General features: G+C 71.5%; 23 protein-coding genes and 2 pseudogenes. 6 read left to right on the forward strand and 19 right to left on the reverse strand.

Annotated elements, in window-relative coordinates:
- Positions 1 to 5: 5 nt before the first annotated feature.
- Positions 6 to 1121 (reverse strand): dual-specificity RNA methyltransferase RlmN, encoded by a 1116-nt coding sequence (gene rlmN / locus AAH991_RS33095; RefSeq protein ID WP_346229861.1) that lies wholly within the window; start codon positions 1119 to 1121, stop codon positions 6 to 8.
- Between the two features lie 104 nt (positions 1122 to 1225).
- Here rlmN and AAH991_RS33100 point away from each other — a divergent pair, with 104 nt between their 5' ends.
- Positions 1226 to 2260 (forward strand): suppressor of fused domain protein, encoded by a 1035-nt coding sequence (locus AAH991_RS33100; RefSeq protein WP_346229862.1) that lies wholly within the window; start codon positions 1226 to 1228, stop codon positions 2258 to 2260.
- A gap of 19 nt (positions 2261 to 2279) precedes the next feature.
- On the opposite strand, the gene AAH991_RS33105 is transcribed toward AAH991_RS33100, so the two are convergent.
- The 6 genes from AAH991_RS33105 to AAH991_RS33130 form a co-directional block, all read right to left on the reverse strand.
- A complete protein-coding gene (locus AAH991_RS33105; protein WP_346229863.1) occupies positions 2280 to 3368 on the reverse strand; it encodes a phosphatidate cytidylyltransferase in 1089 nt (362 codons plus the stop codon).
- A gap of 106 nt (positions 3369 to 3474) precedes the next feature.
- Positions 3475 to 4032 (reverse strand): ribosome recycling factor, encoded by a 558-nt coding sequence (gene frr, locus AAH991_RS33110; protein ID WP_346229864.1) that lies wholly within the window; start codon positions 4030 to 4032, stop codon positions 3475 to 3477.
- Between the two features lie 9 nt (positions 4033 to 4041).
- Complete coding sequence (pyrH, locus tag AAH991_RS33115; RefSeq protein WP_111701993.1) at positions 4042 to 4812, reverse strand: UMP kinase; 771 nt, start codon at positions 4810 to 4812, stop codon at positions 4042 to 4044.
- Positions 4813 to 4865: 53 nt separating this feature from the next.
- Entirely contained in the window at positions 4866 to 5699 is an 834-nt protein-coding gene (tsf, locus tag AAH991_RS33120) for a translation elongation factor Ts (RefSeq protein ID WP_346229865.1), read from the reverse strand.
- 193 nt (positions 5700 to 5892) lie between these two features.
- Positions 5893 to 6789 (reverse strand): 30S ribosomal protein S2, encoded by an 897-nt coding sequence (gene rpsB, locus AAH991_RS33125; RefSeq protein WP_142560231.1) that lies wholly within the window; start codon positions 6787 to 6789, stop codon positions 5893 to 5895.
- A gap of 324 nt (positions 6790 to 7113) precedes the next feature.
- Entirely contained in the window at positions 7114 to 8838 is a 1725-nt protein-coding gene (locus AAH991_RS33130) for a CoA transferase (protein WP_346229866.1), read from the reverse strand.
- Between the two features lie 304 nt (positions 8839 to 9142).
- Here AAH991_RS33130 and AAH991_RS33135 point away from each other — a divergent pair, with 304 nt between their 5' ends.
- The 4 genes from AAH991_RS33135 to AAH991_RS33150 all read left to right on the forward strand — a co-directional run bounded on the left by AAH991_RS33135 (position 9143) and on the right by AAH991_RS33150 (position 13729).
- Positions 9143 to 9496: a YraN family protein gene (locus tag AAH991_RS33135; RefSeq protein WP_346229867.1), complete on the forward strand. Its 354-nt coding sequence runs from the start codon at positions 9143 to 9145 to the stop codon at positions 9494 to 9496.
- Position 9497: 1 nt separating this feature from the next.
- The gene (locus AAH991_RS33140) at positions 9498 to 11054 is read left to right on the forward strand and encodes a YifB family Mg chelatase-like AAA ATPase (protein ID WP_346229868.1); all 1557 of its coding nucleotides are present in this window, start codon (positions 9498 to 9500) and stop codon (positions 11052 to 11054) included.
- Entirely contained in the window at positions 11054 to 12388 is a 1335-nt protein-coding gene (dprA, locus tag AAH991_RS33145; RefSeq protein WP_346229869.1) for a DNA-processing protein DprA, read from the forward strand. The genes AAH991_RS33140 and dprA overlap by 1 nt, the downstream gene beginning before the upstream one ends.
- 420 nt (positions 12389 to 12808) lie before the next feature.
- A complete protein-coding gene (locus AAH991_RS33150; RefSeq protein ID WP_346229870.1) occupies positions 12809 to 13729 on the forward strand; it encodes a tyrosine recombinase XerC in 921 nt (306 codons plus the stop codon).
- An 87-nt stretch (positions 13730 to 13816) separates the two neighbouring features.
- Here AAH991_RS33150 and AAH991_RS33155 read toward each other — a convergent pair whose 3' ends face one another.
- From AAH991_RS33155 to rpsP, 10 genes and pseudogenes are all read right to left on the reverse strand, one after another.
- Positions 13817 to 14536, reverse strand: coding sequence for a murein hydrolase activator EnvC family protein (locus AAH991_RS33155; protein ID WP_346229871.1), 720 nt, complete (start codon positions 14534 to 14536; stop codon positions 13817 to 13819).
- Positions 14537 to 14609: 73 nt separating this feature from the next.
- Positions 14610 to 14933 carry a DUF2469 domain-containing protein gene (locus AAH991_RS33160; RefSeq protein WP_036327164.1) on the reverse strand — a complete coding sequence of 108 codons (324 nt, stop codon included), beginning with the start codon at positions 14931 to 14933 and terminating at the stop codon, positions 14610 to 14612.
- A 54-nt stretch (positions 14934 to 14987) separates the two neighbouring features.
- Positions 14988 to 15713 (reverse strand): ribonuclease HII, encoded by a 726-nt coding sequence (locus AAH991_RS33165; protein ID WP_346229872.1) that lies wholly within the window; start codon positions 15711 to 15713, stop codon positions 14988 to 14990.
- A 78-nt stretch (positions 15714 to 15791) separates the two neighbouring features.
- Positions 15792 to 16499, reverse strand: a complete 708-nt coding sequence (lepB, locus tag AAH991_RS33170; RefSeq protein WP_346229873.1) for a signal peptidase I — start codon at positions 16497 to 16499, stop codon at positions 15792 to 15794.
- Between the two features lie 20 nt (positions 16500 to 16519).
- Complete coding sequence (gene lepB, locus AAH991_RS33175; RefSeq protein WP_346229874.1) at positions 16520 to 17371, reverse strand: signal peptidase I; 852 nt, start codon at positions 17369 to 17371, stop codon at positions 16520 to 16522.
- Positions 17372 to 17479: 108 nt separating this feature from the next.
- Positions 17480 to 17845 carry a 50S ribosomal protein L19 gene (rplS, locus tag AAH991_RS33180; RefSeq protein WP_169981931.1) on the reverse strand — a complete coding sequence of 122 codons (366 nt, stop codon included), beginning with the start codon at positions 17843 to 17845 and terminating at the stop codon, positions 17480 to 17482.
- Positions 17846 to 18168: 323 nt separating this feature from the next.
- A pseudogene (trmD, locus tag AAH991_RS33185) lies at positions 18169 to 18933 on the reverse strand (tRNA (guanosine(37)-N1)-methyltransferase TrmD); the annotation flags it as partial.
- A 9-nt stretch (positions 18934 to 18942) separates the two neighbouring features.
- Positions 18943 to 19461, reverse strand: a complete 519-nt coding sequence (rimM, locus tag AAH991_RS33190; protein WP_182909898.1) for a ribosome maturation factor RimM — start codon at positions 19459 to 19461, stop codon at positions 18943 to 18945.
- Positions 19462 to 19625: 164 nt separating this feature from the next.
- On the reverse strand, positions 19626 to 19868 hold the full coding sequence (locus AAH991_RS33195) for an RNA-binding protein (RefSeq protein ID WP_079320659.1): 243 nt from the start codon (positions 19866 to 19868) through the stop codon (positions 19626 to 19628).
- 1 nt (position 19869) lies between these two features.
- Positions 19870 to 20325 carry a 30S ribosomal protein S16 gene (gene rpsP / locus AAH991_RS33200; protein WP_346229875.1) on the reverse strand — a complete coding sequence of 152 codons (456 nt, stop codon included), beginning with the start codon at positions 20323 to 20325 and terminating at the stop codon, positions 19870 to 19872.
- A 266-nt stretch (positions 20326 to 20591) separates the two neighbouring features.
- On the opposite strand from rpsP, the gene AAH991_RS33205 reads away from it, so the two are divergent.
- Positions 20592 to 21272, forward strand: coding sequence for a DUF4232 domain-containing protein (locus AAH991_RS33205; RefSeq protein WP_346229876.1), 681 nt, complete (start codon positions 20592 to 20594; stop codon positions 21270 to 21272).
- A gap of 175 nt (positions 21273 to 21447) precedes the next feature.
- Here the strand turns inward: AAH991_RS33205 and ffh are convergent, their stop codons facing one another.
- Positions 21448 to 22995, reverse strand: coding sequence for a signal recognition particle protein (ffh, locus tag AAH991_RS33210; RefSeq protein WP_346229877.1), 1548 nt, complete (start codon positions 22993 to 22995; stop codon positions 21448 to 21450).
- Between the two features lie 125 nt (positions 22996 to 23120).
- Positions 23121 to 23289 (reverse strand): annotated as a pseudogene (locus tag AAH991_RS33215) (ATP-binding protein); the annotation flags it as partial.

Consider the following 23289-nt stretch of genomic DNA (forward strand, 5'->3'; position numbering starts at 1 on the left):
CGGGATCAGGGCTGGGGCGCGGCGGCGAGCTGCCCGCACGCACCGTCGATCTCCCGCCCCCGGGTGTCCCGTACGGTGACGGCGACGCCGTGGGACTCCAGGCGGCGTACGAACGCCCGCTCGTCCTCGGGGCGCGAGGCGGTCCACTTGGAGCCGGGCGTGGGGTTGAGCGGGATCAGGTTGACGTGCACGAGCTTGTTCTTGAGCAGGCGGCCGAGCAGGTCGGCCCGCCACTCCTGGTCGTTGATGTCCTTGATCAGGGCGTACTCGATGGACACGCGCCGCTTGGTCCTGGCCGCGTAGTCCCACGCCGCGTCGAGCACCTCGGCGACCTTCCACCGCGTGTTGATGGGCACGAGCGTGTCCCTGAGCTCGTCGTCCGGCGCGTGCAGGGAGACGGCGAGCGTCACCGGCAGGCCCTCGTCGGCGAGCTTGCCGATCGCCGGCACCAGGCCGACCGTCGAGACCGTGACCCCGCGCGCAGAGATGCCGAGGCCCTCCGGCGCCGGGTCGACCAGGCGGCGTACGGCGCCGATGACGGCCTTGTAGTTGGCCATCGGCTCGCCCATGCCCATGAAGACCACGTTGGTCACCCGTCCCGGCCCGCCCGGGACCTCGCCGCGGGCCAGCGCCCGGGCGCCCGCGACGACCTGCTCGACGATCTCGGCGGTGGACATGTTGCGGGTGAGCCCGGCCTGGCCGGTCGCGCAGAACGGGCAGTTCATGCCACACCCGGCCTGGGAGGAGACGCACATCGTGACGCGGTCGGGGTAGCGCATCAGGACCGACTCGACCAGCGAGCCGTCGAACAGCTTCCACAGCGTCTTGCGCGTCATGCCGCCGTCACAGGTGATCTCGCGTACGGACGTCAGCAGCGGCGGCATGAGCTGCTCCACCAGCCGCTCGCGCAGCGCCCCCGGCAGGTCGGTCATCTGCTCGGGCGAGCCGGTCAGCCGGGTGAAGTAGTGACGGGAGAGCTGGTCGGCGCGGAACGGCTTCTCCCCCAGCTCCGCCACCGCCGCCCTGCGTTCGGCCATGGTCAGGTCGGCCAGGTGGCGCTGCGGCTTGGCCCGGCGGGGCGCCACGAAGGTCAGCTGCCCGGTCTTCGGCTGCTCGCTCACGCAAAACCCTTTCCATCTCCCGCCGCCATGGTCTTAACGACTGGCGCACGCGGCTTTACATTCTGTCTGGCGGTCGAATCCCGGAGGCGTACGAGAGGTGAGGTGTGGACACCACTGTCGTGCTCACCAGCCCCAACCCCTACGGGAGCCGCACACTGACGATCGAAGCCGACCGGACCTCCTCCGTAGCTTACCTTCGCGACGCGAAGGGGATCGTCCACGGAGCGGTCTGGCTGGCCAACCACGTCCCCGCACCCGCCGAGGCCGATCTCGCCCGGGCGGGCGCCGGGCTGCCGCCGGTGATGCCCGAGGCGCACACCGCGCACCCCTCCGGCCGGCCGCCCCTCGACGCGGAGGCGCTGTCGGTGCTGTGGTTCGAGGAGGGCGACGGCGTCGCCCTGTACGAGAACGACACGCTCCTGGCGGTCATTCCGGCGTGGGCCGACCTGGAGCGCGGCATGCCCGGGTACGCGCGCGACGCCGTCGGGGAGTCGCCGTTCGCCTGGCCCCTCGGCGAGGCGCTGGAGGGCCTGTCGCCCCGGGTGGCCAAGGCCCGCGCGTACTGGCAGTGGCGGCAGGCGGAGGGCAGCTGGGCCACCTACCAGCAGTTCGTGCTCGGCCACCTCGACGGCAGGCTCGGACCGCCGGGTCGTTACTGGGACGTCGGCGGCGACCGGTTCCCCATGGTCGGGGTCAGCGAGCGGCCGCCCACGTTCACCCGGGACTACACGGTCCTGTCCACCGTGGGCATGAGCTGCCAGCGGATGCCCGCCGCGGAGATGTACGACACGGCGTGCCGGGTGGAACTCGCGCTGGCGACCAGGCAGGATCCGAGGGTCGCCGCACGACTGTTCGCCTGGCTGGGGCAGTATCCGTGGCGCTCGGTGACGTGGCTGGGGCACGGGCACACGGCCCGCTGGTTCCAGAAGCCGGTCACGTTCCCGCTGGACGGCGGGCACCAGGGGGTGCTCATGCTGACGGACCCGCCCGGCCTGCCAGACATGTCTGGATTCGTCTTTGGCGGCGACGCCGTACGGTGGCTGTGGTTGCTCCCGCTCACCGAGTCCGAGCTGCGCCTCGTGGCCGACCACGGTCACCGGGCGATCAGCGAACGGCTGGCGATGACCAGCCGGATCTGACGCTCGCGAGCGTCGCGCGTCAGGCCACCGGGACCAGGAGCGTGAGCAGCAGCCACACGGGGACGAGCGTGAACAGCAGCGAGTCGAGGCGGTCCATGGCCCCGCCGTGCCCCGGCAGCAGCGTGCCCATGTCCTTGATGCCGATGTCGCGCTTGATGACCGACTCGACCAGGTCGCCGAGCGTCGCGCACACCACTCCGGCCAGGCCGACGACCGCGCCTTCCCAGTACTCACCCTGCAACAGGAAGTGCACCAGTAACGCGCCCCCCACGACGCAGGCGAGGGTGGACCCGGCGAAGCCCTCCCAGGTCTTCTTCGGGCTGATGAGCGGCGACATCCGGTGCTTGCCGAGGAAGATCCCGGCGAAGTAGCCGCCGATGTCGCTGCACACGGTGACCGCGACGAAGACGATCACCCGGTCCGCCCCGTCCTTGGGGGCCAGCAGCAGCGGCACGAAGCCCGCGAGCAGCGCCGGATAGACCGCGACGAACACGGCAGCGGTCGCGTCCCTGACGAAGCCTTCGGCTCCCTGGAACATGCGCCAGGTCAGCAGCACCATCACGGTCACGCCGAACGCGCCGACCAGGAACGTCGTGCCACCCCAGTAGGGCCCGATCACCATGGCCGCCATGCCGGCCAGCAGGGGCGGCAGCGGCACCCGGATGCCGAACCCGCCGAACGCCTTGACGATCTCGTGGATGCCGACGCCGACGGCCAGCAGGACCACGGCCAGGAAGGCGACCTTGACGGTGTAGAGCGAGCCGATGACCGCCGCGCCGAGCGCGACGCCGACCCCCACGGCGGCCGGGAGGTTGCGGCCGGTACGGCCCTTCTTGGCGGCGTCACCCTGCGGGGCCGCGGCATTCGTGGCCGCCGGGCCCGGAGGACCGCCCGGCGTGGCGGCCGTGCCCGGGCCGGAACCGGCGGCCCCGCTCTGCGCGCCACCATGGTCCGCGCCGGCACCGGCGAGCCCGTTCGACGCGGAAGCCTGCCCGGCACCCGGACCGGTGCCGGTGCGACCGCCCGTCTCGGGACCGTGTCCGGCACCGGAGGGGCCCGCCGGGCCCCCCGCCGGGTTCCGGTCGCCGGCGGCAGCAGTTCCGTCCACAGCGTCCCAACTCTCTATATACGCGTGATCCTTGCGCCGCCCGCTCTCGCGGTGCGGCACAAGGATCACGGTCATGCCGTACGGGCCCGGGTGCCGGGCCGCGTCGTCAGACCTCGAGCAGCTCGGCTTCCTTGTGCTTCAGCAACTCGTCGATCTTCGCGACGTGCTTCTGGGTGAGGTCGTCGAGCTCCTTGACCGCACGATGGACCTCGTCCTCGCCCGCCTCGCCGTCCTTGACGAGCTTGTCGAGGATCTCCTTGGCGTGCCGGCGGATGTTCCGCACCGACACCCGGCCGTGCTCCGCCTTGTTGCGGGCGACCTTGATGTACTCCTTGCGGCGCTCCTCCGACAGCTCGGGGAACACCACGCGGATCACGGTGCCGTCGTTGCTGGGGTTGACGCCGAGGTCGCTGTCGCGGATGGCCCTCTCGACCGCGTTCAGCGAGCCCTTGTCATAGGGCTGCACGAGCACCATGCGCGCCTCGGGGACGTGGAACGACGCGAGCTGCTGGATCGGCGTCGGCGACCCGTAGTAGTCAACGGTGATTTTGTTGAACATCGAGGGCGTGACGCGGCCGGTGCGGATGCTCGCGAAGTCGTCCTTGGCGACCGTCACCGCCTTGTCCATCTTCTCCTCGGCCTCGAGGAGGGTATCGTCGATCACTGCGGCTCCCTACTTCCCTGCCGGACTCACCAGCGTGCCGATCTTCTCACCACGGACCGCCCGGAGGATGTTGCCCTCGCCCATGAGGTCGAAGACCACGATGGGCAGGCCGTTGTCCATGCACAGGCTGATCGCGGTGGCGTCCATGACCCCGAGACCCCGCGTCAGCACCTCACCGTACTCAAGCTGGTCGAACCGGACCGCGTCGGGGTTCTTGCGCGGGTCCGAGTCGTACACGCCGTCGACCTGGGTGCCCTTGAGCAACGCCTCGGCGCCGATCTCCAGCGCGCGCTGCGCGGCGCAGGTGTCGGTCGAGAAGAACGGCGAGCCGAGGCCGGCGCCGAAGATCACCACGCGCCCCTTCTCCAGGTGGCGGATCGCGCGGCGCGGCAGGAACGGCTCGGCGACCTGCTGCATCGTGATCGCCGTCTGTACGCGGGTGTCTATGCCGCGCTTCTCCAGGAAGTCCTGCAGAGCGAGGCAGTTGATGACGGTCCCGAGCATGCCCATGTAGTCGGCCCGGGCGCGGTCCATGCCGCCCTGCGACAGCGCCGCGCCGCGGAACATGTTGCCGCCGCCGACGACGACCGCCACCTGCACGCCCTCACGGACCGCTTCGGCGACCGAGTCCGCCAGCTGGGCGACGACACGCGGGTCGATGCCGAGCGACTCGCCGCCCGCGAACGCCTCGCCCGACAGCTTCAGCATCACCCGCTTCCAGCGCAGCGGCCCGTCGTACGACGAAGCCGCCGGCGTGGCGGGTCTGGTGTTCTCCTGCACGGCGGCGGCCTCCTCGGTTGTCAGCGCGGGTCGAAAAGCTCCTGGCAGTAAGCCTAAGCCTGGCCGACCTTGTAACGGGTGAAGGCCAGGACCTTGACGCCGGCCTCCTCCGCGACCTTCTTGATCGTCTTCTTGTTGTCCTTCACGAACGCCTGCTCGAGCAGGGTGAAGTCCTTGTACCAGCCGTTGACCCGGCCGTCGACGATCTTCGGGATGGCGGCCTCGGGCTTGCCCTCCTCGCGGGTCATCTGCTCGAAGAGCGACCGCTCCTTCTCGACGACCTCGGCGGGCACCTCGGCGGGGCTCAGGTACTTCGGCGCCATCGCGGCGGTGTGCTGCGCGATGTCCTTGGCGACCTCGGCGTTCGGCGTGTCGAGCTGCACGAGCACGCCCACGGCCGGCGGGAGCTGCGGGTCGGTCTTGTGCATGTAGGAGGTGATGAAGCCACCCTCCAGCAGCGAGAACCGGCGGATCTCGATCTTCTCGCCGAGCGCCGCGTTGGCCTCGTCGAGCAGCTCCTTGACGGTCTTGCCGCCCAGCTGGGACTCGAGCAGGGTCGGCACGTCGCCGGGCTTGGTCGCGACGATGTGCGCGACGATCTCGGCCGCGAGCTCCTGGAAGCGCTCGTTCTTGGCGACGAAGTCGGTCTCGCAGTTGAGCTCCAGCAGCGCCGCGAGGGAGTCGCCCTCGTGCTTGACGGCGACCAGGCCGTTCGACGCGGTGCGGGCCTCGCGCTTGCCGACGTCCTTGGCGCCCTTCAGGCGCAGGATGTCAACGGCCTTGTCGAAGTCGCCCTCGGACTCCTCGAGCGCCTTCTTGCAGTCCATCATGCCGGCGGCGGTCAGCTCACGAAGGCGCTTGACGTCGGCCATGTTTACGGAAGCCATTGTCCAATTTCCTCTTCGGGACCCGGATGAATCGTCTGGGGGGGTGGGCGCCCGTGCCGGGCGCCCACCCGGTGAAGCCCTCAGTGCGGAGGGCGTGTCCCCGCCGCACCGGTACCAGGTCGCTGCCTGGGAGATCCCCGCCCGTCGCGGCAGGCCGTAGGCGCCGCGCCCGGCGGGGACCCGTGGTCGTTTCTCAGGCCTGCTCGTCCTGCGCGGGCTGCTCGGCGGCCGGAGCCTCGGCAGCCGGAGCCTCGGCAGCCGGGGCCTCGGCAGCGGGAGCCTCGGCGGTCTCGGCGGCCGGAGCGGCCTCGCCGCCCTCGAGGAGCTCGCGCTCCCACTCGGCCAGCGGCTCGGCGGCGGCGACGCCCGCGGGCTTCTCGTCGCCGCGGCCGGCGCCCGCACGGGTCATGAGGCCGTCGGCGACGGCGTCGGCGATCACCCGAGTGAGGAGGCTGACGGCGCGGATCGCGTCGTCGTTGCCCGGGATCGGGTAGTCGACCTCGTCCGGGTCGCAGTTGGTGTCCAGGATCGCGACAACCGGGATGCCGAGCTTCTTGGCCTCGTTGATCGCGATGTGCTCCTTCTTGGTGTCCACGACCCAGACCGCGCTCGGGACGCGGGCCATGTCACGGATACCGCCGAGGGTGCGCTCCAGCTTCTCCTTCTCGCGGCGGCGCATCAGGAGCTCCTTCTTGGTGAGCCCGGAGCCGGCCACGTTGTCGAAGTCGAGCTCCTCGAGCTCCTTCAGCCGCTGAAGCCTCTTGTGCACGGTGGAGAAGTTGGTGAGCATGCCGCCCAGCCAGCGCTGGTTCACGTACGGCATGCCGACGCGCGACGCCTGCTCGACGATCGACTCCTGCGCCTGCTTCTTCGTGCCGATGAACATGATGGTGCCGCCGTGCGCGACGGTCTCCTTCACGAAGTCGTAGGCACGGTCGATGAACGACAGCGACTTCTGCAGGTCGATGATGTAGATGCCGTTGCGCTCGGTGAAGATGAAGCGCTTCATCTTCGGGTTCCACCGACGGGTCTGGTGGCCGAAGTGGACGCCGCTCTCCAGCAGCTGTCGCATGGTGACGACAGGGGCCATGGTGATGGTCCTCCATGGTCGTGTGCCCTCGGGCACGGTCTCGGTTGGTCACGCGGGCGTCTTGCCCGCGCCCTGACGCCCCGGGCCGCTTCCACCGGACTCGGTCCGGACCGAGAAGGCGGCTCGTGAGTGGGCGTGCGAATTCGGCCCGCCTAGCAGGCCGTCGAACAGTCTACCCGGATCCGCTCCTTCAGTTGACCCTTGCCGGATCAGCACCCCGTCTCGTCACCACGCGCCTCGACGGCCACGCGGCTGCCTCGCGAGTCACCCGCCGCCGTCCGGTCCGCTTGCACCGTCCGAGACCGGCTTGCACAGGAGCGGGGCTCAGGAGACCGGGGCCCACGAGGCAGGGTGCTCCCCCTGCCGGGGCGGTGGGCTCGTCCAGTGGGGGCGCGTACCGTTCACGGCGCCGGGCGGCCTCACATAGGTGAGCGTGCCGAAGGGGCTGTCCATCGTCGCCAGCAGATCGTCCACCGGGGGCTGCCGCACCCCTTCCGCGTCGACCCTGCCGAGCTCGTCGAGCCACGCGGCGGTCCTCGCCAGCGACACCTCGACATGCCAGGAACCGCCCTCGGCCGCCCGCCTGAGCAGCGCCGCGACCACGCCGAACGCGGCCAGGTAACCGGTGCCGTGGTCGAGTGCCTGCGCGGGAAGCGGATTGGGCCGCAGGCCGTCACCGTTCTCGTGGGCGATTCCGCACGCCATCTGGACGAGGCTGTCGAATCCTCTCCTCGAGGCCCACGGCCCGCGCCCGCCGTACGCGGAGATGTCGACGCAGACGATGCCGGGCCGCAGGGCGGCGAGGTCGTCCGGCCCGAAACCCCTGGCCCGCAGGGTCCCCGGCCTATATGCCTGCACGACCACGTCGGCCTGGCGGACCAGTTCGCGCAGCGTGTCGGCCTGCGACCGCAGATCGACGTGGCACGACCGCTTGCCGAACGCCGTCTCCACCACGAGCCCCGGAACCTCCGGCAGGTGCGCGGCGCCCACCCGCAGCACGTCCGCGCCGTACGCCGCGAGCGCCCGCGCGGCCACCGGTCCGGCGATCACGCGGGTGAGGTCGAGCACCCGTATGCCGCTCAGCGGCCGACGCGGCCCGGCCGGAGAGCCGGTGACGGGGCCGGACATCTCCCCGGCCCATGCGCGGCCCTCGGTGGAAGGCCCGGTCCGGCTGTGGCCGGTCTCGCCACAGTCGCTCCTACAGTCGCTCCCACCGCCACTCCCGCCGTCGGTTCCGCTGTGATAGGTCTCGCCGCGGCCAGTTCCGCCGTGGCCGCTCTCGCCGCGGCCGGTTCCACCGCCGGTCCCGCTGTGTCCGCTCTCACTGCGACCGGTTTCACTGCGACCGGTCTCACCGCGGCCGGTCCCGCTGTGTCCGGCCTCACCGCGGCCGGTGAGACCGCCGCGCGGCCGGCCGCCCCCTTCCCCGTCGGGCAGCCGGGAGACGCCCACGAGAGGCAGGCCGGCCAGCGCCCGCGCCTGCGGGTGCGCGAGCCACTCCGCCCTGCTCCGCATCGCCGCCGCGCAGCCGCCCGCGCGAATCACGGCCTCCTCGATGTCGACCGCCGCACGGCCGGCACACGCCCTCGCGACGTCCTCCTTGCCCGCGCCCGGGGGCAGCCCGAGCGCGCGCACGGCGGCGTCGCGGTGGTGGTCGAAGTTGCAGTGGAGCCGCACCCAGCCGTCCGAGGCGCGGTAGTCCCCCGACAGCGCGGCCCAGACGTCCATGCCCTTCCCGTCGGCGCGGAAATGCCGCTCGCTCTGGAAGGCCACGGCGGCGTGGCGGACATCGATGGTCACGTCCGGGTCGCTGTGCGTACCGTGAAGGTCTTCCCGGCCGCCGGGCCCCTCCTCGCCCCTGCCCTCGATCCGCACGGCAGTACGTGCGGCATAGGCGGCGACGGCGGCGGTCAGGGCGCCGGCCGAGGCCGCGGCCATCGTGCCGATGGGGAAGACGGACGGCAGCGCGGGATCCTCTCCGGTGACCCGGACCTCGGGCAGGGCGACCCCGACGCTCGCACCCAGTTCCCTGATCAGTTTCGCGGTCACTGCCGTCTCCTCACTTCCGCTGCCCGGCGGCATGCTCAGCAGGGGCGGAGCGCCACGCCTCCGGGGGACCCGGGCCAGTATCCATGCCGGTCGCAGTCTGCCCGCGGCCGCCCTCCCGCTTCCGCCCCTGGCCTCGCCTGTGGACGGCAAGAGCGCTCTCTCCCTGCCCACCTGCGGTTATCTCCGCCCGTCCACAACCGACGGCCCGAGTGCCGCGCTCGTCCACCGCGCTTGTCCACAGAAACAGGTTCGGTGGCACGAGCGGAGGGCCGCATCGGCGATCGTCTCCGCCGGAGGTGGTCCCATGGCGGCGAAGGATCGGCTGGGCAGACAGGGCGAACAACTCGCCGTGACCTTTCTGACGGCGAAAGGCATGCACATACTCGACCGCAACTGGCGCTGCGCGGAGGGCGAGATCGACATCGTCGCCCGCGACGGCAACGCGCTGGTGATCGTGGAGGTGAAGACCCGCTCCGGGCGCAGCCACGGCACCGCGTTCGAGGCGGTCACCGGCGCGAAACTGCTCCGCCTGCGGACGCTGGCCGGCAGATGGCTCGCCACGTGCACCGAGCGCTTCGACACGATACGGATCGACGTGATCGCGATAGAGCGGTTCGCCGGCGACTTCTCCCTCAGGCACGAGCGCGGGGTGGTCTGAGATGCCCGTGGCCCGGACGCACTGCGTCGGCCTCGTGGGCGTCACCGGACGCCTCGTCGAGGTCGAGGCCGATGTCGGCCCCGGCGTCGCCGGAACGCACTTCATCGGGCTTCTCGACACCGCGATCAGCGAAGCCCGGGGCCGCGTGAGGTCCGCGCTGATCAACAGCAGGTTCGCCTGGCCGGACGCGCGGGTCACCGTGAGCCTGTCCCCGGCCACGCTGCCCAAGCGGGGGTCGCTCTTCGATCTGGCCATCGCGATCGCGGTGCTCGGCGCGGCCGGCGCCTTGCCCGCGCAGCGGATCTCGGCGCCGATGTTCCTCGGCGAGCTCGGTCTCGACGGGCGGGTCCGTCCGGTCCGGGGCGTGCTGCCGGCCGCGCTCGCCGCCGCCGAGGCGGGGGTGCGCACGGTCGTGGTGCCCGCGCTCAACGCCGCCGAGGCCGCCCTGGTGCCCGACCTCACCGTGGTTCCCGTCGCCACGCTCGGCGAACTCGTGGGATGGCTGCGCTCGGGCGACCTGCACCGGCTTCCGGTGGTGGCGGAGGCCGCCGCGCTGTCGCGGGAGGCCGAGCACCTCGCGCACGCCGAGGGCACGCCGGGGCCGGACCTGTGCGATGTGGCCGGGCAGCCGATGGGCCGCAAAGCACTGGAGGTGTGCGCGGCCGGCGGGCACAACCTGTGGATGCTGGGCCCACCGGGAAGCGGCAAGACCATGCTCGCCGAGCGTCTGCCGACCCTCCTTCCGCCGCTCGACCAGGAGAAGGCGCTGGAGGTGTCCGCCATCCACTCGGTGGCCGGAACGCTGCCTGCGGGGCGTCCACTGCTCACCCGGCCCCCGTTCATGGCTCCGCACCACAGCGCGACGATGGCGGCCGTCGTCGGCGGTGGGAGCGGAGGCGTCGTGCGCCCCGGAGCGGTGTCGCTCGCGCATAGGGGCGTGCTCTTCCTCGACGAGGCCCCGGAGTTCGCGACCACTGTGCTCGACTCCCTGCGGCAGCCGCTCGAGTCCGGGAAGGTGACGATCGCACGGGCTGTCGGCGCGGTCACGTTCCCCGCCCGGTTCACGCTGGTCCTCGCGGCCAATCCGTGTCCCTGTGGCCTGCAGGGAACGGTCGGACACCCCTGCAGGTGCACCCCCGCAGGGCGGCGGCGCTATCTCGACCGGCTCTCGGGGCCGCTGCTGGACCGCGTCGACGTGAAGATGAAGATCGGCCGGGCCACCCGTGCCGAGTTGCTCGCGGACCGGCACTTCGTGGAGACCAGCGCGACCGTGGCCGAGCGGGTGAGGCTGGCGCGCGAGCGGGCCGCCGGGCGGTTGTCCGGCACCCCTTGGCGCACCAACGCCGAGGTGTCCTCGTCCGCGTTGCACCGCGACCTCCGCCTGCCCGACGCCGCGATGGCCCCGCTGCACCGGGGCCTCGACGTGGGCACGCTCAGCGCACGCGGGCTGGACCGCGTGCTCCGCGTCTCCTGGACGCTCGCGGACCTCGCCGGCAAGGACCGTCCGGGCCAGACCGAGACCTCGGCGGCCCTCGCACTATGGCTCGGAGTGGACTGATGGATACGACCGAATTCCGCACCGCCGACAACGCACCGGCCGGCGACGCCCTCGCCCCGGCAGCGGGCACCCCCGGCACGGCCGGGAACATCGATGACCCTGCCGGGACCATGAAGGACGCGGCCGGGAACATGGATGGCTCGGCCGGGGACGCCGATGACGCGGCCGGGCAGGGCGGGGCGGAGCGGCTTGCCCGGGTGGCGATCATGCGCATGGCCGAGGCGGGCGACGCGGTGATGGGCCGGTTGATCACGCGCTTCGGACCGGTGGGCGCGATGCGGCAGGCGAGACGCGGCGTGCTGGATCCCGGCTTCGCACGTGACGAGAGAGACCGCGCCGACGCTTCCCGGCGCCATCTCGATCTCGGCCGGCATGCGGCCGCCTGGGCGGCCCGCTACTCCGACCCCGCGGGCGACCTGGCGCAGGGCAGGCGGCGAGGAGCGCGGCTGGTCGTCCCGGGCGACGCCGAATGGCCCACTCAGCTCGACGACCTCGGAGACGCCCGGCCGTTCGGCCTGTGGGTGGACGGGCGGGCGAACCTTCGGTTCTCCTGCCTGCGCTCGGTCTCCGTCGTCGGCGCCAGAGCCGCGACCGCGTACGGCACGACCGTGGCGGCCGAGTTCGCCATGAGCCTCGGCGGACGTGGCTGGACCGTGATCAGCGGGGGTGCCTACGGGATCGACGGCGCCGCGCACCGGGGCGCGCTGGCCGCCGGGACGCCGACGGTCGTCGTCCTCGCCTGCGGGACGGACGTGTGTTACCCCAGCGCCCACGAGGACCTGTTCCGTGCCGTGCGCGAGCGGGGCGTGGTGATCAGTGAGTGGCCGCCGGGCGCTCACCCCACCCGGCTGCGCTTCCTCATCCGCAACCGGGTCATCGCGGCCCTGTCGCGGGGAACCGTTGTCGTCCAGGCGGCCGCGCGCAGCGGTGCGCTCAACACGGCCACTCACGCCTGGGGCCTCAACCGGCACCTGATGGCCGTTCCCGGTCCCATCACCACGGACGTCTCCGCGGGCTGCCACGTCCTGATCCGTCAGGGCAAGGCCGTCTGCGTCACCACGGCCGATGAGATCATCGAGCTGGTCGGCTCCATCGGCGACGACCTCGCGCCGGAGCGACGCGGGCCCGTGCGGCCTCGTGACGGACTGAACGACGAGACCAGGCGTGTGCTCGAAGCGATTCCCGCACGGGGTGCCACGGGTCCCGCCGCGATCGCCGTCGCCGCCGGGGTGGACATCGGAACCGCGCTCGCCTGCCTCGGCGCCCTGGCCGCCGCGGGGTTCGTCGAGAACGTGGATCGGGGGTGGCGGCTGCGGCCCGAGGCGCGTGAATGAACCGCCGGCACCGGGCCGAAGCGGCCGCCGCCCGGGGGTGAAACCGGCGGCGCGGATCAGCTGCGGCACCCGGCGCTGGGGACGAACCGGCGGCGCCCGGCGCTCCGGGAGCAACGCGCGAGACGACACGCCGAAGAGGCCCGATGCCCCCGGGACGAACCGCCGGCACCGCTCACGCGGCACGCCCGGGAACGCGCCCCCTGGATAGCATCCGGGGTCGTGGCCGTGCTCCCTTTCGCACGGCTTACGGAAACGGAGGCGCTCATGCGCATCGGGTGCCGCTCGTGGGCAGTGGGACCACAAGAGGTGGGCCCCGGCCGGTCCGTCGCCGTCACCGGGGCCGCGAGAGTCAACGGGCTACGGGGCTCCCGCGGGCGGCTCCCGCGCCCATCGAGCGGGAAGCGAGGGGAAGGACGCGCCGTGACAGCGGGCGAGGAGCAGGGGCTCGGGGAGTTCGACGCCGTCCTGGAGCGGTTCGAGCGGCATCTGCGGCTCGAACGGGACCTGTCGCCACATACGACCAGGGCGTATCTGGGGGACATCTCCTCGCTGATCGCGCACATGAGGGCCGCCGGGCACGAGAACGTCACCGCTCTCGACGTGACCGTCCTGCGCGACTGGCTGGGAGACCAGCACCAGGCCGGACGATCGAGGGCGACGCTCGCCCGCCGTTCCGCCTGTGCCCGCGTCTTCACCGCCTTCTGCCACCGGCGGGGATGGCTGGCGAGTGACCCCGGGTTGCTCCTCGGCACGGCGAAGGCCGAACGCCGGCTGCCGAAGGTGCTGGACCAGACGGAGGCCGAAGCCGTCCTCGGCACACAGGGAGACGGTGACCCCAGGGACCTGCGCGATCGCGCGATGCTGGAGCTGCTGTACGCGACCGGCGTGCGGGTGAGCGAGCTGTGCGGCCTCGACGTCGACGACGTGGACCGGGACCGCCGTACGGTCCGCGTGCTGGGGAAGGGACGCAAGGAGCGGACGGTGCCCTTCGGTCTCCCCGCGCTGCACGCCCTGGACGGCTGGTGCGTCCGGGGCAGACCCCTATGGGTCCGCGAAGGGAGCGGCCCCGCGCTCTTCCTCGGCGTGCGGGGAGGCCGGATCGACCAGGGGACCGTCAGACGCGTCGTGCACGCCCGTCTGGCGCAGGTCGAGGGGGCACCCGACATGGGCCCCCACGGGCTGCGCCACACCGCCGCCACGCACCTGCTCGAAGGCGGGGCGGACCTGCGATCCGTGCAGGAGATGCTCGGGCACGCGTCCCTGGCCACCACGCAGATCTACACGCACGTGTCCATCGAGCGGCTGCGGGCCGCCTACCGCCAGGCCCATCCCCGCGCCTGACCACCGGGTCACCGCGGGGCCACCGCGGGGTCACCGCGGGGTCACCGCCGGGGCGCGTCCGGTCGCCCGGGAGGCCGAACCCGCTCATCACGGGCCCGGACGGGGTCCGCTGACCGGCCACCGGGGCAGGAGGCGGACCTGCCCCCGGCCGAACAACAGGAGCGGGTCCAGGTAGAGGCGTCCGCGCAGCAGTCCCCAGTGAAGGCAGGAGGCGCAGTGCAGACAGGAGGCGCAGTGCGCGGCGCCGTCCTCCTCGATCGTGCCGATGACCTGACCGGCCGCGACGACGTCGCCCGGCCGGACCAGGGCGCGGACCGGCAGGTAGGTGGTGCGCAGGCCACCGGGATGGACGATCGTCACGACCCCTCGGCCGGCGACCCGCTCGGCCAGGCCGACGGTTCCCGCTCCCGCGGCCGTCACCTTCTCCCCGGGCCGCGCGGCCAGGTCCACACCCCGGTGACCGGCCAGCCAGCGCTGTGCGGGCGGGTCGAAGCGCCTGATCGGACGTGCGGGCCCAGGAAGCGGCCAGCGCCATCGGGGCCCACGCTCCTCGTGCGGTCCCGTCCTGCCCGGCGCGCCGGGCGTGACCCGCAACGCCCGCGCGCCCGGCGTGACCGCCTCCACCGGCTGCGTGGCGCCACGGGGCCGGGCCGCCGCGGCCGCCCCGATCCCGGGCGCGCTCGCCGTCCCGCCGGCCGCGTGAGGCCCCATGAGGACCGGAGCGGCGACGGGCACGAGGGCGGAACGGGGACGCGTGAGGACCACGGTCAGCATGGACAGCACGAGCACGTACGCGACGAGACGCATGCCCCCGACGATGTCTGCCGCAGGCCTGCGCAGAAGCGGCCGAACGCCGTTCTGGGGACAACCCCCGGCATGGTCAGCTCGAGAAGCCCTCCTTGGGCATCTCGAGGTCGGGCTTGGCCAGTTCCTCGATGTTGACGTCCTTGAAGGTCACAACCCGAACGTTCTTCACGAAACGGGCAGGGCGGTACATGTCCCAAACCCAGGCGTCCTGCATCTTCACGTCGAAGAAGACGTCGCCGTTCTCGGCGGTGCGGACGTCGAGATCGACGGAATTGGTGAGATAGAAGCGCCGCTCGGTCTCGACCACGTAGGTGAACAGGCCGACCACGTCGCGGTACTCCCGGTAGAGCTGCAGCTCCATCTCGGTCTCGTACTTTTCGAGATCTTCCGCGCTCATCCCGGTCCTCCTCTTCCACGCCCCGTCGAGATCCCCCGCTGGGACCGGCCCCGTTCAGACGACACCGGCCCCGACCTCATTCTCGCGCATGTCCTCATCCTGCCCCGTCCACAGGCCCTCGGCGGGGATCCGTGTCCCACGAGTCACCCTGGCCACCGTCACGAACGAGAACCGATGGTGGGGGCTCGGGCCATGCCGGGCTAGGGCCCTCCGGTGGCCGGGAGTCACGTACCCCTTGTGCAGGGCGAAGCCGTACTGCGGATAGATCTCGTCGAGACCGTGCATCAGCCGGTCCCTGGTCACCTTCGCCACGATCGAGGCCGCGGCCACGCACGCGGCGACCTGGTCGCCCTTCCACACCGCCAGCGACGGCGCCGGCAGCCCCGCCACCGGGAAACCGTCCACGAGGACGTAACCGGGGACGAGCCCCAGCCCGGCGACGGCCCGCCGCATCCCCGCGATGTTGCACTTGTGCAGGCCGCGCGCGTCGATCTCCTCGGGAGGGATCACGACCACGTTCACGGCCCGGGCGGTCGCCGTGATCCGCTCGTAGAGGCGTTCGCGGACCGCCTCGGTCAGGAGCTTGGAATCGCTCAGTCCGTCGATCTCCCGCCCCAGCACCACCGCGGCGACGACCAGGGGCCCGGCACAGGCGCCACGCCCGGCCTCGTCCACCCCGGCGACCGGCGTGAACCCCCGCCGGGCCAGGGCCCGCTCGTAGCCGTAAAGTCCGGAGTCCCGTCGTACGACACTCGGGCGCGGGCGATAGACAGCTGTCATGACGACTAGCAGATTACGCCCCATTCAGGACCGGCGATACGGCCGGAACCGCCATCGGCGGCAAAGCCGCAGGTGAGATCAGCGTACGGCGGAGAAAGTCTCCGGCCGGGACAGGAAGGAGATCCGGTTCAGCGGCCAGTAGCGCAGGAACGCCCGTCCGATCACGTCGTCCTCGGAGACCGTTCCCTGATACCCGTTCTCCATGTTGGAGCGCGAGTCCGCCGAGTTGTTCCGGTGGTCGCCCATCAGCCACAGCCGGCCCTTGGGAACCTTGACGTCGAAGTCACGGCCGGAGGGATAGACCCCCGGGTAGAGGTACTTGTTCTCCTCGTCCAGCGGGGTCCCGTTCACCGTGATGCGGCGCTTGGCGTCGCAGCACTTCACGTGGTCGCCACCGACGCCGATCACCCGCTTGATCGTGTCCTCGCCGTCCCAGCCCTTGAAGACCACGATGTCGCCGCGCTCCACCGGGCCGAGCTTGTACGCCAGTTTGTTGACCACCACGTAGTCGTCCACCAGGAGCGTGTTCTGCATCGACTCCGACGGAATGTAGAACGACTGCAGCAGGAAGGCGTGGACCAGCAGGGCGACGACGACCCCGCCGAGGACGTACAGGAGGGTCTCCAGAAGGCCGGAGCCCTTCTTCTTGGCGGGCCGGTCCTCCTCCCCCTCGCCGGTGGTCCGCTCGCCTTCTCCCTCGGCCGGCTCGGCCGGATCCTCCGGGACGCCGTCCGCCGCCCCGGCAGGCCCTGCGGTTCCTAAGCGGCTCTCGTCGGCCTCTCCCACGGCTGTCTCCTCCCGCTCCGTCACGTCCTGCGCCTGGTCAGCCGCCTGCGCAGGGCCACCAGCGGCACGGCCCCCGCGAGGCCCGCGACGAACGGCGCCGCCCCGAGGGCCGCCTGGAGCGCCGGCTGCGCGAACGTCTCCGGAATCGGCAGGATCTTCGCCCGGTCGAACGGCCAGACGATGACGAAGGCGCGGCCGATCACCTTGTCGGCGGGGATGGTGCCGCCACCGGGGTCCCCCATGTGCAGGCGGGAGTCCCAGGAGACCGAGCGATGGTCGCCCATCACCCACAGACGGTCCGGCGGGACGGTGACCTCGAACTCGCGCCCGGACGGCTCGTCCCCGGGATACAGGTACGACTTCTCCTCCAGCGGCACGCCGTTCACCGTGACCCGGCCCTGCTTGTCGCAGCACTTGACCTTGTCGCCCGGCACGCCGATGACGCGCTTGATGTAGTCCTTCTCCCCCGGCACGACCCCGAACGCGTTGCCGAGCCAGCGCAGCCCGGCCGCGATGGGGTTGGACGGCTCCTCGAGCTTCACCTCGGGGTCCCATGAGTCCACCCCGGAGAACACCACGATGTCGCCGCGCTCGATGTCGCGTACGTGGTAGACCAGCTTGTTCACCAGCACGCGGTCGTTGATGAGAAGCGTGTTCTCCATCGACTCGGACGGGATGTAGAACGCCTGGACCACGAAAGACTTGATCAGCAGCGCCAGGGCGAGAGCGACCACGATCAGAACGGGCAACTCCCGCCAGAACGAGCCTTTTTTCTTCCCGTCCTCGGCGTTCTGCTTGACGTCTTCGGCGACCACGTCCACCCCGTCCTCGGCAGGGCGGCGCGTGCCCGGCCCCTGTCCCTCGCTAGCCATCGCTGCTGAGCCTAGATGATGTCCACGACGGCGAGCGCCGGGGACACCGGATCACCGGCAAAAAGAAAGTGGCCCGCGCCTGGGGCACGGACCACGATCTTCAAAGCCTTACTTGCCGGCCGGCTGCGCCTCGCGCTTCTCGCGGATGCGGGCGGCCTTCCCGCGCAGGTCACGCATGTAGTACAGCTTGGCCCGGCGGACGTCGCCGCGGGTGAGCACGTTGATCTTCTCGATCACGGGGCTGTGAACCGGGAAGGTGCGCTCGACGCCGACGCCGTAGCTGACCTTGCGGACCGTGAACGTCTCACGGATGCCACCGCCCTGGCGGCGCAGGACGAAGCCCTTGAACACCTGGATGCGGGACCGGTTGCCCTCGACGACGCGGACGTGGACCTCCAGCGTGTCACCCGGGCGGAAAGCCGGTACGTCGCTGCGAAGGGCAGCCTTCTCGATCTCCTGGATCTGCGTGTGCATGGCGTCGGTTCCTCATTGACATGGGCACACGGAGGTCCACCCGGCCGGCCCGGAGGCTCGGCGACGAGGGGGACACGCGTGCTTGGCTTGATACGTCTTGTCTGCCGCGTCCAGACCGGGACGCACCCGGCCATGCCGAAGTAGGCAGCAGCGATTCAGTCTGCCATACCTTCCGGCCCTGCGCGAAACGCAGTGCCGGAACCGGCGACGGAACGGCACTCCTCGGTGCGTCCCTCGGTGCGCTCTTCGAGGCGCTCCTCACGACGTTCCTCGGGACGCTGCTCGCCGCACTCCGCGCGGCGCTCTTCACGGCGCTCTTCGAACTCCTCGATGACACGCCGGTCGTGCTTGTCGAGGCCGTCCCGGTCGAGCCGGGCGGCCAGTTCCGGCCTCCTGGCCAGCGTGCGCCGCAGCGCCTCGTCGCGCCGCCAGCGGGCGATCCTGCCGTGATGGCCCGACAGCAGGACCTCCGGCACCTCGTGCCCCCGCCAGACGGGCGGCTTGGTGTAGACGGGGCCTTCCAGCAGGTTGGCCATGGCACCGGGCGCGAAGGAGTCGTCGGCGACCGAGCGCGCGTTGCCGAGGACCCCCGGCAGCAGCCTGCCCACGGCCTCGACCATCACCAGCACGGCCGCCTCTCCCCCGGCTAACACGTAGTCGCCGATGCTCACCTCGTCGACGCGCAGGCGCTCGCCGTACTCCGTGACTACGCGGGAGTCGATGCCCTCGTAGCGGGCCGGGGCGAACAGCAGCCACGGCTCCCCGGCGTACTCCAGCGCCACTTCCTGCGTGAACGGACGGCCGCTCGGCGTGGGCACGATGAGCCGGGGCAGCACGTCCTCCCCGGAGGCGGCACGCCCGTTCTCGATCACCGCGTCGAGGGCCTCCCCCCAGACCTCCGGCTTCATCACCATCCCGGGGCCCCCGCCGTACGGCGTGTCGTCCACGGTCTTGTGGACGTCGTGCGTCCAGTCGCGGAGCTGGTGGAGGTGGATGTCGAGGATGCCGCGCTCCCGGGCCTTGCCCATGAGGGACACGTCGAGCGGGGCGAAGTACTCCGGGAAGATCGAGATGATGTCGACGCGCATGTGCGGCCCCTACTCCGCCTCGGCGGCGTCGAGCAGGCCGGGCGGTGCGTCGACGACGAGGATTCCCTTGCCGAGGTCGACCTCGGGCACGAGCGCCTTGACGAACGGGACGTACGCCTCGTCACGCGATGGACGGGCCACCACGAGCAGGTCCTGTCCGTGGTGGAGGACGTCGCTGACCTCGCCGACCCGCTCCCCCTCGGTGGTGACCACCGTGAGGCCGATGAGCTCGTGGTCGTGGAACTCGTCGGGGTCCTCGATCGGCGGCAGGTCCGCGGAGTCCACGACGAGCAGCGTGCCGCGCAGCGCCTCCGCGGCGTCCCTGCCCTCAACGCCGGCCAGGGTCAGCAGCAGGATCCCCTTGTGCCACCGGGCCCGCTCCACCGTCAGCGGCCCGGCCGAGACCGGGTCGGTTGCCAGCGTCGCCCCGGGGGCGAAGCGCAGATCCGGCTCGTCGGTGCGCACCTCGACCGTGACCTCGCCCCGCACGCCGTGCGGGCGGCCGATCCTGCCCACGACTAGCTGCACTTGTCGCCTACCTCCGCTACCGCTTCAACGCGACTTCTCCGCGACGGTCCGAACGTCCCGCCCGAACCGTCTGCCACCGCGAACCACCCGGAAAAGACCGGTCCCGAGCCGGAAAACACGCCGGGGGACCCCGGTGCGGGGTCCCCCGGACGCGTCAGTTCGGCTCAGCGCGCCTCTTCCAGGTCGACCAGGTCGATCCGCACGTACTTGCCGTTCGACAACGCGTTGACGACGGTGCGCAACGCCTTGGCCGTACGGCCGCCACGGCCGATGACCTTGCCGAGGTCGTCGGGATGAACCCGGACCTCGAGAACGCGCCCGGTGCGGATGCGCCGGGCGCGGACCCGGACATCGTCCGGATGCTCGACGATGCCCTTGACCAGGTGCTCGAGGGCCTCCTCGAGCACCTCAGGCCTCGCCTTCCGGCTTCTCCTCCGCGGCCGGGGCCTCGGTGGTCTCTTCGGCCTTCACGGGCTTCTTGGCCTTCTTCGGCGTGGTGGCGGCGGCGCCGGCGTCACTCGAGAGCGACTCCCTCGCGGCGGCCTCGTACGCGGCGTGCCGGTCGGGCTTGGGCTCGGCGACCTGGAGCGGCGTGGCGGGGGCGGGCTCGCCCTTGAACTTCTGCCAGTCGCCGGTCAGCTTGAAGATCTTCAGGACCGGGTCGGTCGGCTGCGCGCCGACGCCCAGCCAGTACTGCACCCGCTCGGAGTTCACCTCGATGCGTGAGGGGTTCTCCTTCGGGTGGTAGAGGCCGATCTCCTCGATGGCACGGCCGTCCCGCTTGTTCCGGGCGTCGGCGACGACGATGCGGTACTGCGGGTTGCGGATCATGCCGAGCCGCTTGAGCTTGATCTTGACTGCCACGGGTGTGGTCTCTCCTGCATTAGAGCGTGGGTGAGCGGTGTCTCATCGAGTGGGGCACGATGGGAGCCCGCCCGAGGGACAGACGCGACCGGCGGGGGTGAGAGGGCACCCGCCTGGTCACGATGTTCCAGCCTGACATTCTGCCAGATGATTCCCCATGCTCCGGCAAGGACGGTTCCGCCGCCGCCCTGATTTCGGCACGGATGTGCCCATGTCTCCGGAACGGGCGTGCGAACTGATCGCGCTGGTGAGCCGTCCTACCGGACATGCGAGTCACCACGAGCAGGACCCTGGCGGCGGGGGCGGCGGCCCTCGCCCTGCTGGCCACCGGCTGCGCGACGGGCGCCGCGCCCTCCGCGGCCGGCGCGCGCCCGGTCGCACAGACGCCCACGCGGCCGGCACCACAGACAACACCACAGACGGCACAGCACGCCGCGGCGGACACACAGCACTCCACCGCGGACGCGAGACGGGCCACCGCAGCGGGCGCGGCGTCCGTCCGGTACGGCGCAGCCGAACGCACCGCGGGCGCCGCCCCCGCGCGGTGCCGTACGACCGGCCTGCGGGCCAAGGTGGGACGGCAGGACCCGGCGGCGGGCAACCGCTACGCGCCGCTGGTGCTGACCAACACCTCGGCGAAGACCTGCTGGGTCTACGGCTTCGTCGGGCTCGTCCTCATCGACGGCCGGGGCGACGTGCTGCGGACGCGCACCCGCCGCGAGAGCGTCACCCCTCATCGGGTCACGCTGCGTCCCGGGGCCAGCGCGCACGCCCGGCTCCACTGGACGGTGGTGCCGAGCGGGCACGAGACCCGCTGCCCCGCCTCGGCCCGGCTGATGATCATCCCACCGGACGAGGTGGCGCACCTGGAGGTCCCGTTCACCGCGACGGTGTGCGACGACGGCAGGATCGACGCCAGGCCGATGGCCCCGGGCGCGAGCCCCTGACAACCACCGCGCGCCTCTTACAAGCACCGCGCCTCTTACAAGCACCGCGCCTCTTACAAGCACCGCGCCTCTGACGAGCACCGCGTGGCCTCCGCCGGGCACCGTGACAGCCTGTCCACGACACCGCAGGACCCGCCTGCCGGGATCGGCGGGCGGGTCCGGCGGCCGTGGTCCGTCAGTTCTGGCCGGGCAGCTTCAGCTTCGACGGGTCGAAGCCGGGCGGCAGCTCCAGGCCGGGGGGCAGCTGGCCGCCGCCGAGGTTGCCGAGCAGACCCTTGGGCAGCTTCGGGGCGTCCTGCGACGACGCGTTCGCGGCGGACTTGCCGAGCGCGGCCTTGCGCGGGTCGCCGCTGACGCGGCGGCCCTTCTTGGGCTTCTGCGTCTTCTGCTTGCGCCCGCCGGGCATGCCCGGGATGCCCATGCCCTGGGTCACCCGCTTCATCATCTTCTGCGCCTCGAAGAAGCGGATCACGAGGTTGTTCACCTCGGTGACCGTGACGCCCGAACCCTTGGCGATGCGCGCCCGCCGCGAGCCGTTGATGATCTTGGGGTCCTGACGCTCGCCGGGCGTCATCGAGCGGATGATCGCGGCGATGCGGTCCAGGTCGCGGTCGTCGACCTGGTTGAGCTGGTCGCGCATCTGCCCCATGCCCGGCATCATGCCGAGCAGGTTCTTGATGGGCCCCATGCGGCGGACCATCATCATCTGCTCGAGGAAGTCCTCCAGCGTGAAGCCGTCCCCGGAGACGAGCTTGCCCGCCATCTTGGCGGCCTCCTGCTCGTCGAACGTCTTCTGCGCCTGCTCGATCAGGGTGAGGATGTCACCCATGTCGAGGATCCGGCCCGCCATGCGGTCGGGGTGGAAGGCGTCGAAGTCCTCGAGCTTCTCGCCGGTGCTGGCGAACATGATCGGCCGGCCGGTGATGTGCCGCACCGACAGGGCGGCGCCACCCCGGGCGTCGCCGTCGAGCTTGGTGAGCACCACGCCGTCGAAGCCGACGCCGTCCATGAACGCGCGAGCCGTGCTCACCGCGTCCTGACCGATCATCGCGTCGAGCACGAACAGGACCTCGTCCGGGGTGACCGCGTCGCGGATGTCGGCGGCCTGCCGCATCAGCTCCTGGTCGATGCCGAGGCGGCCGGCGGTGTCGACGATGACCACGTCGTGCTGCTGGCGGCGCGCGTGGTCCACCGACTGCCGCGCCACCGCGACCGGGTCGCCCACGCCGTTGCCCGGCTCGGGGGCGTACACCGCCACCCCGGCCCGCTCGGCCATGACGGCGAGCTGCTGCACCGCGTTGGGCCGCTGCAGGTCACAGGCCACGAGCAGCGGGGCGTGCCCCTGCTCGCGCAGCCACTTGGCGAGCTTGCCGGCCAGGGTCGTCTTACCGGAGCCCTGGAGACCGGCCAGCATGATCACGGTCGGCGGGGTCTTGGCGTAGCGCAGGCGCCGCGTCTCGCCGCCCAGCACGTCGATGAGCTCGTCGTTGACGATCTTCACGACCTGCTGCGCGGGATTCAGCGCCTGGGAGACCTCGGCGCCGCGGGCCCGCTCCTTGACCCGGGCCACGAAGTCCTTCACGACCGGCAGCGCGACGTCCGCCTCGAGCAGCGCGATGCGGATCTCGCGGCAGGTCGCGTCGATGTCGGCGTCGGAAAGCCTGCCTTTGGACCGTAGGGAGGAGAAGACCGAAGTCAGCCGGTCGGAAAGCGTCTCGAACACGTGTTTGGCCAGCCTCGAAGCGAGTGGACGGGTCGGTGAACAGTCAGTCTCCCCAGACTATCCGCCCGCACGGCTTTCACGCCCGCGCCGCGATGGTGAGATCCTCCGGCGGACCGGGCCGTCCCTCACCGGATCGCGCCCACGTGGGACGTCAGCGCGTGCTCGACGAGCGTGATCAGGGTGCTCTTGACCGATTCCCGGTCCCGGGCGTCGGTGCGGATTATCGGGATGCGCGGCGACAGCGTCAGGGCGTCGCGGAGTTCGTCCTCGCTGTGGGTGTACTCGCCGTTGAAG

This window comes from Microbispora sp. ZYX-F-249 (assembly GCF_039649665.1).
Lineage (GTDB): Bacteria > Actinomycetota > Actinomycetes > Streptosporangiales > Streptosporangiaceae > Microbispora > Microbispora maris.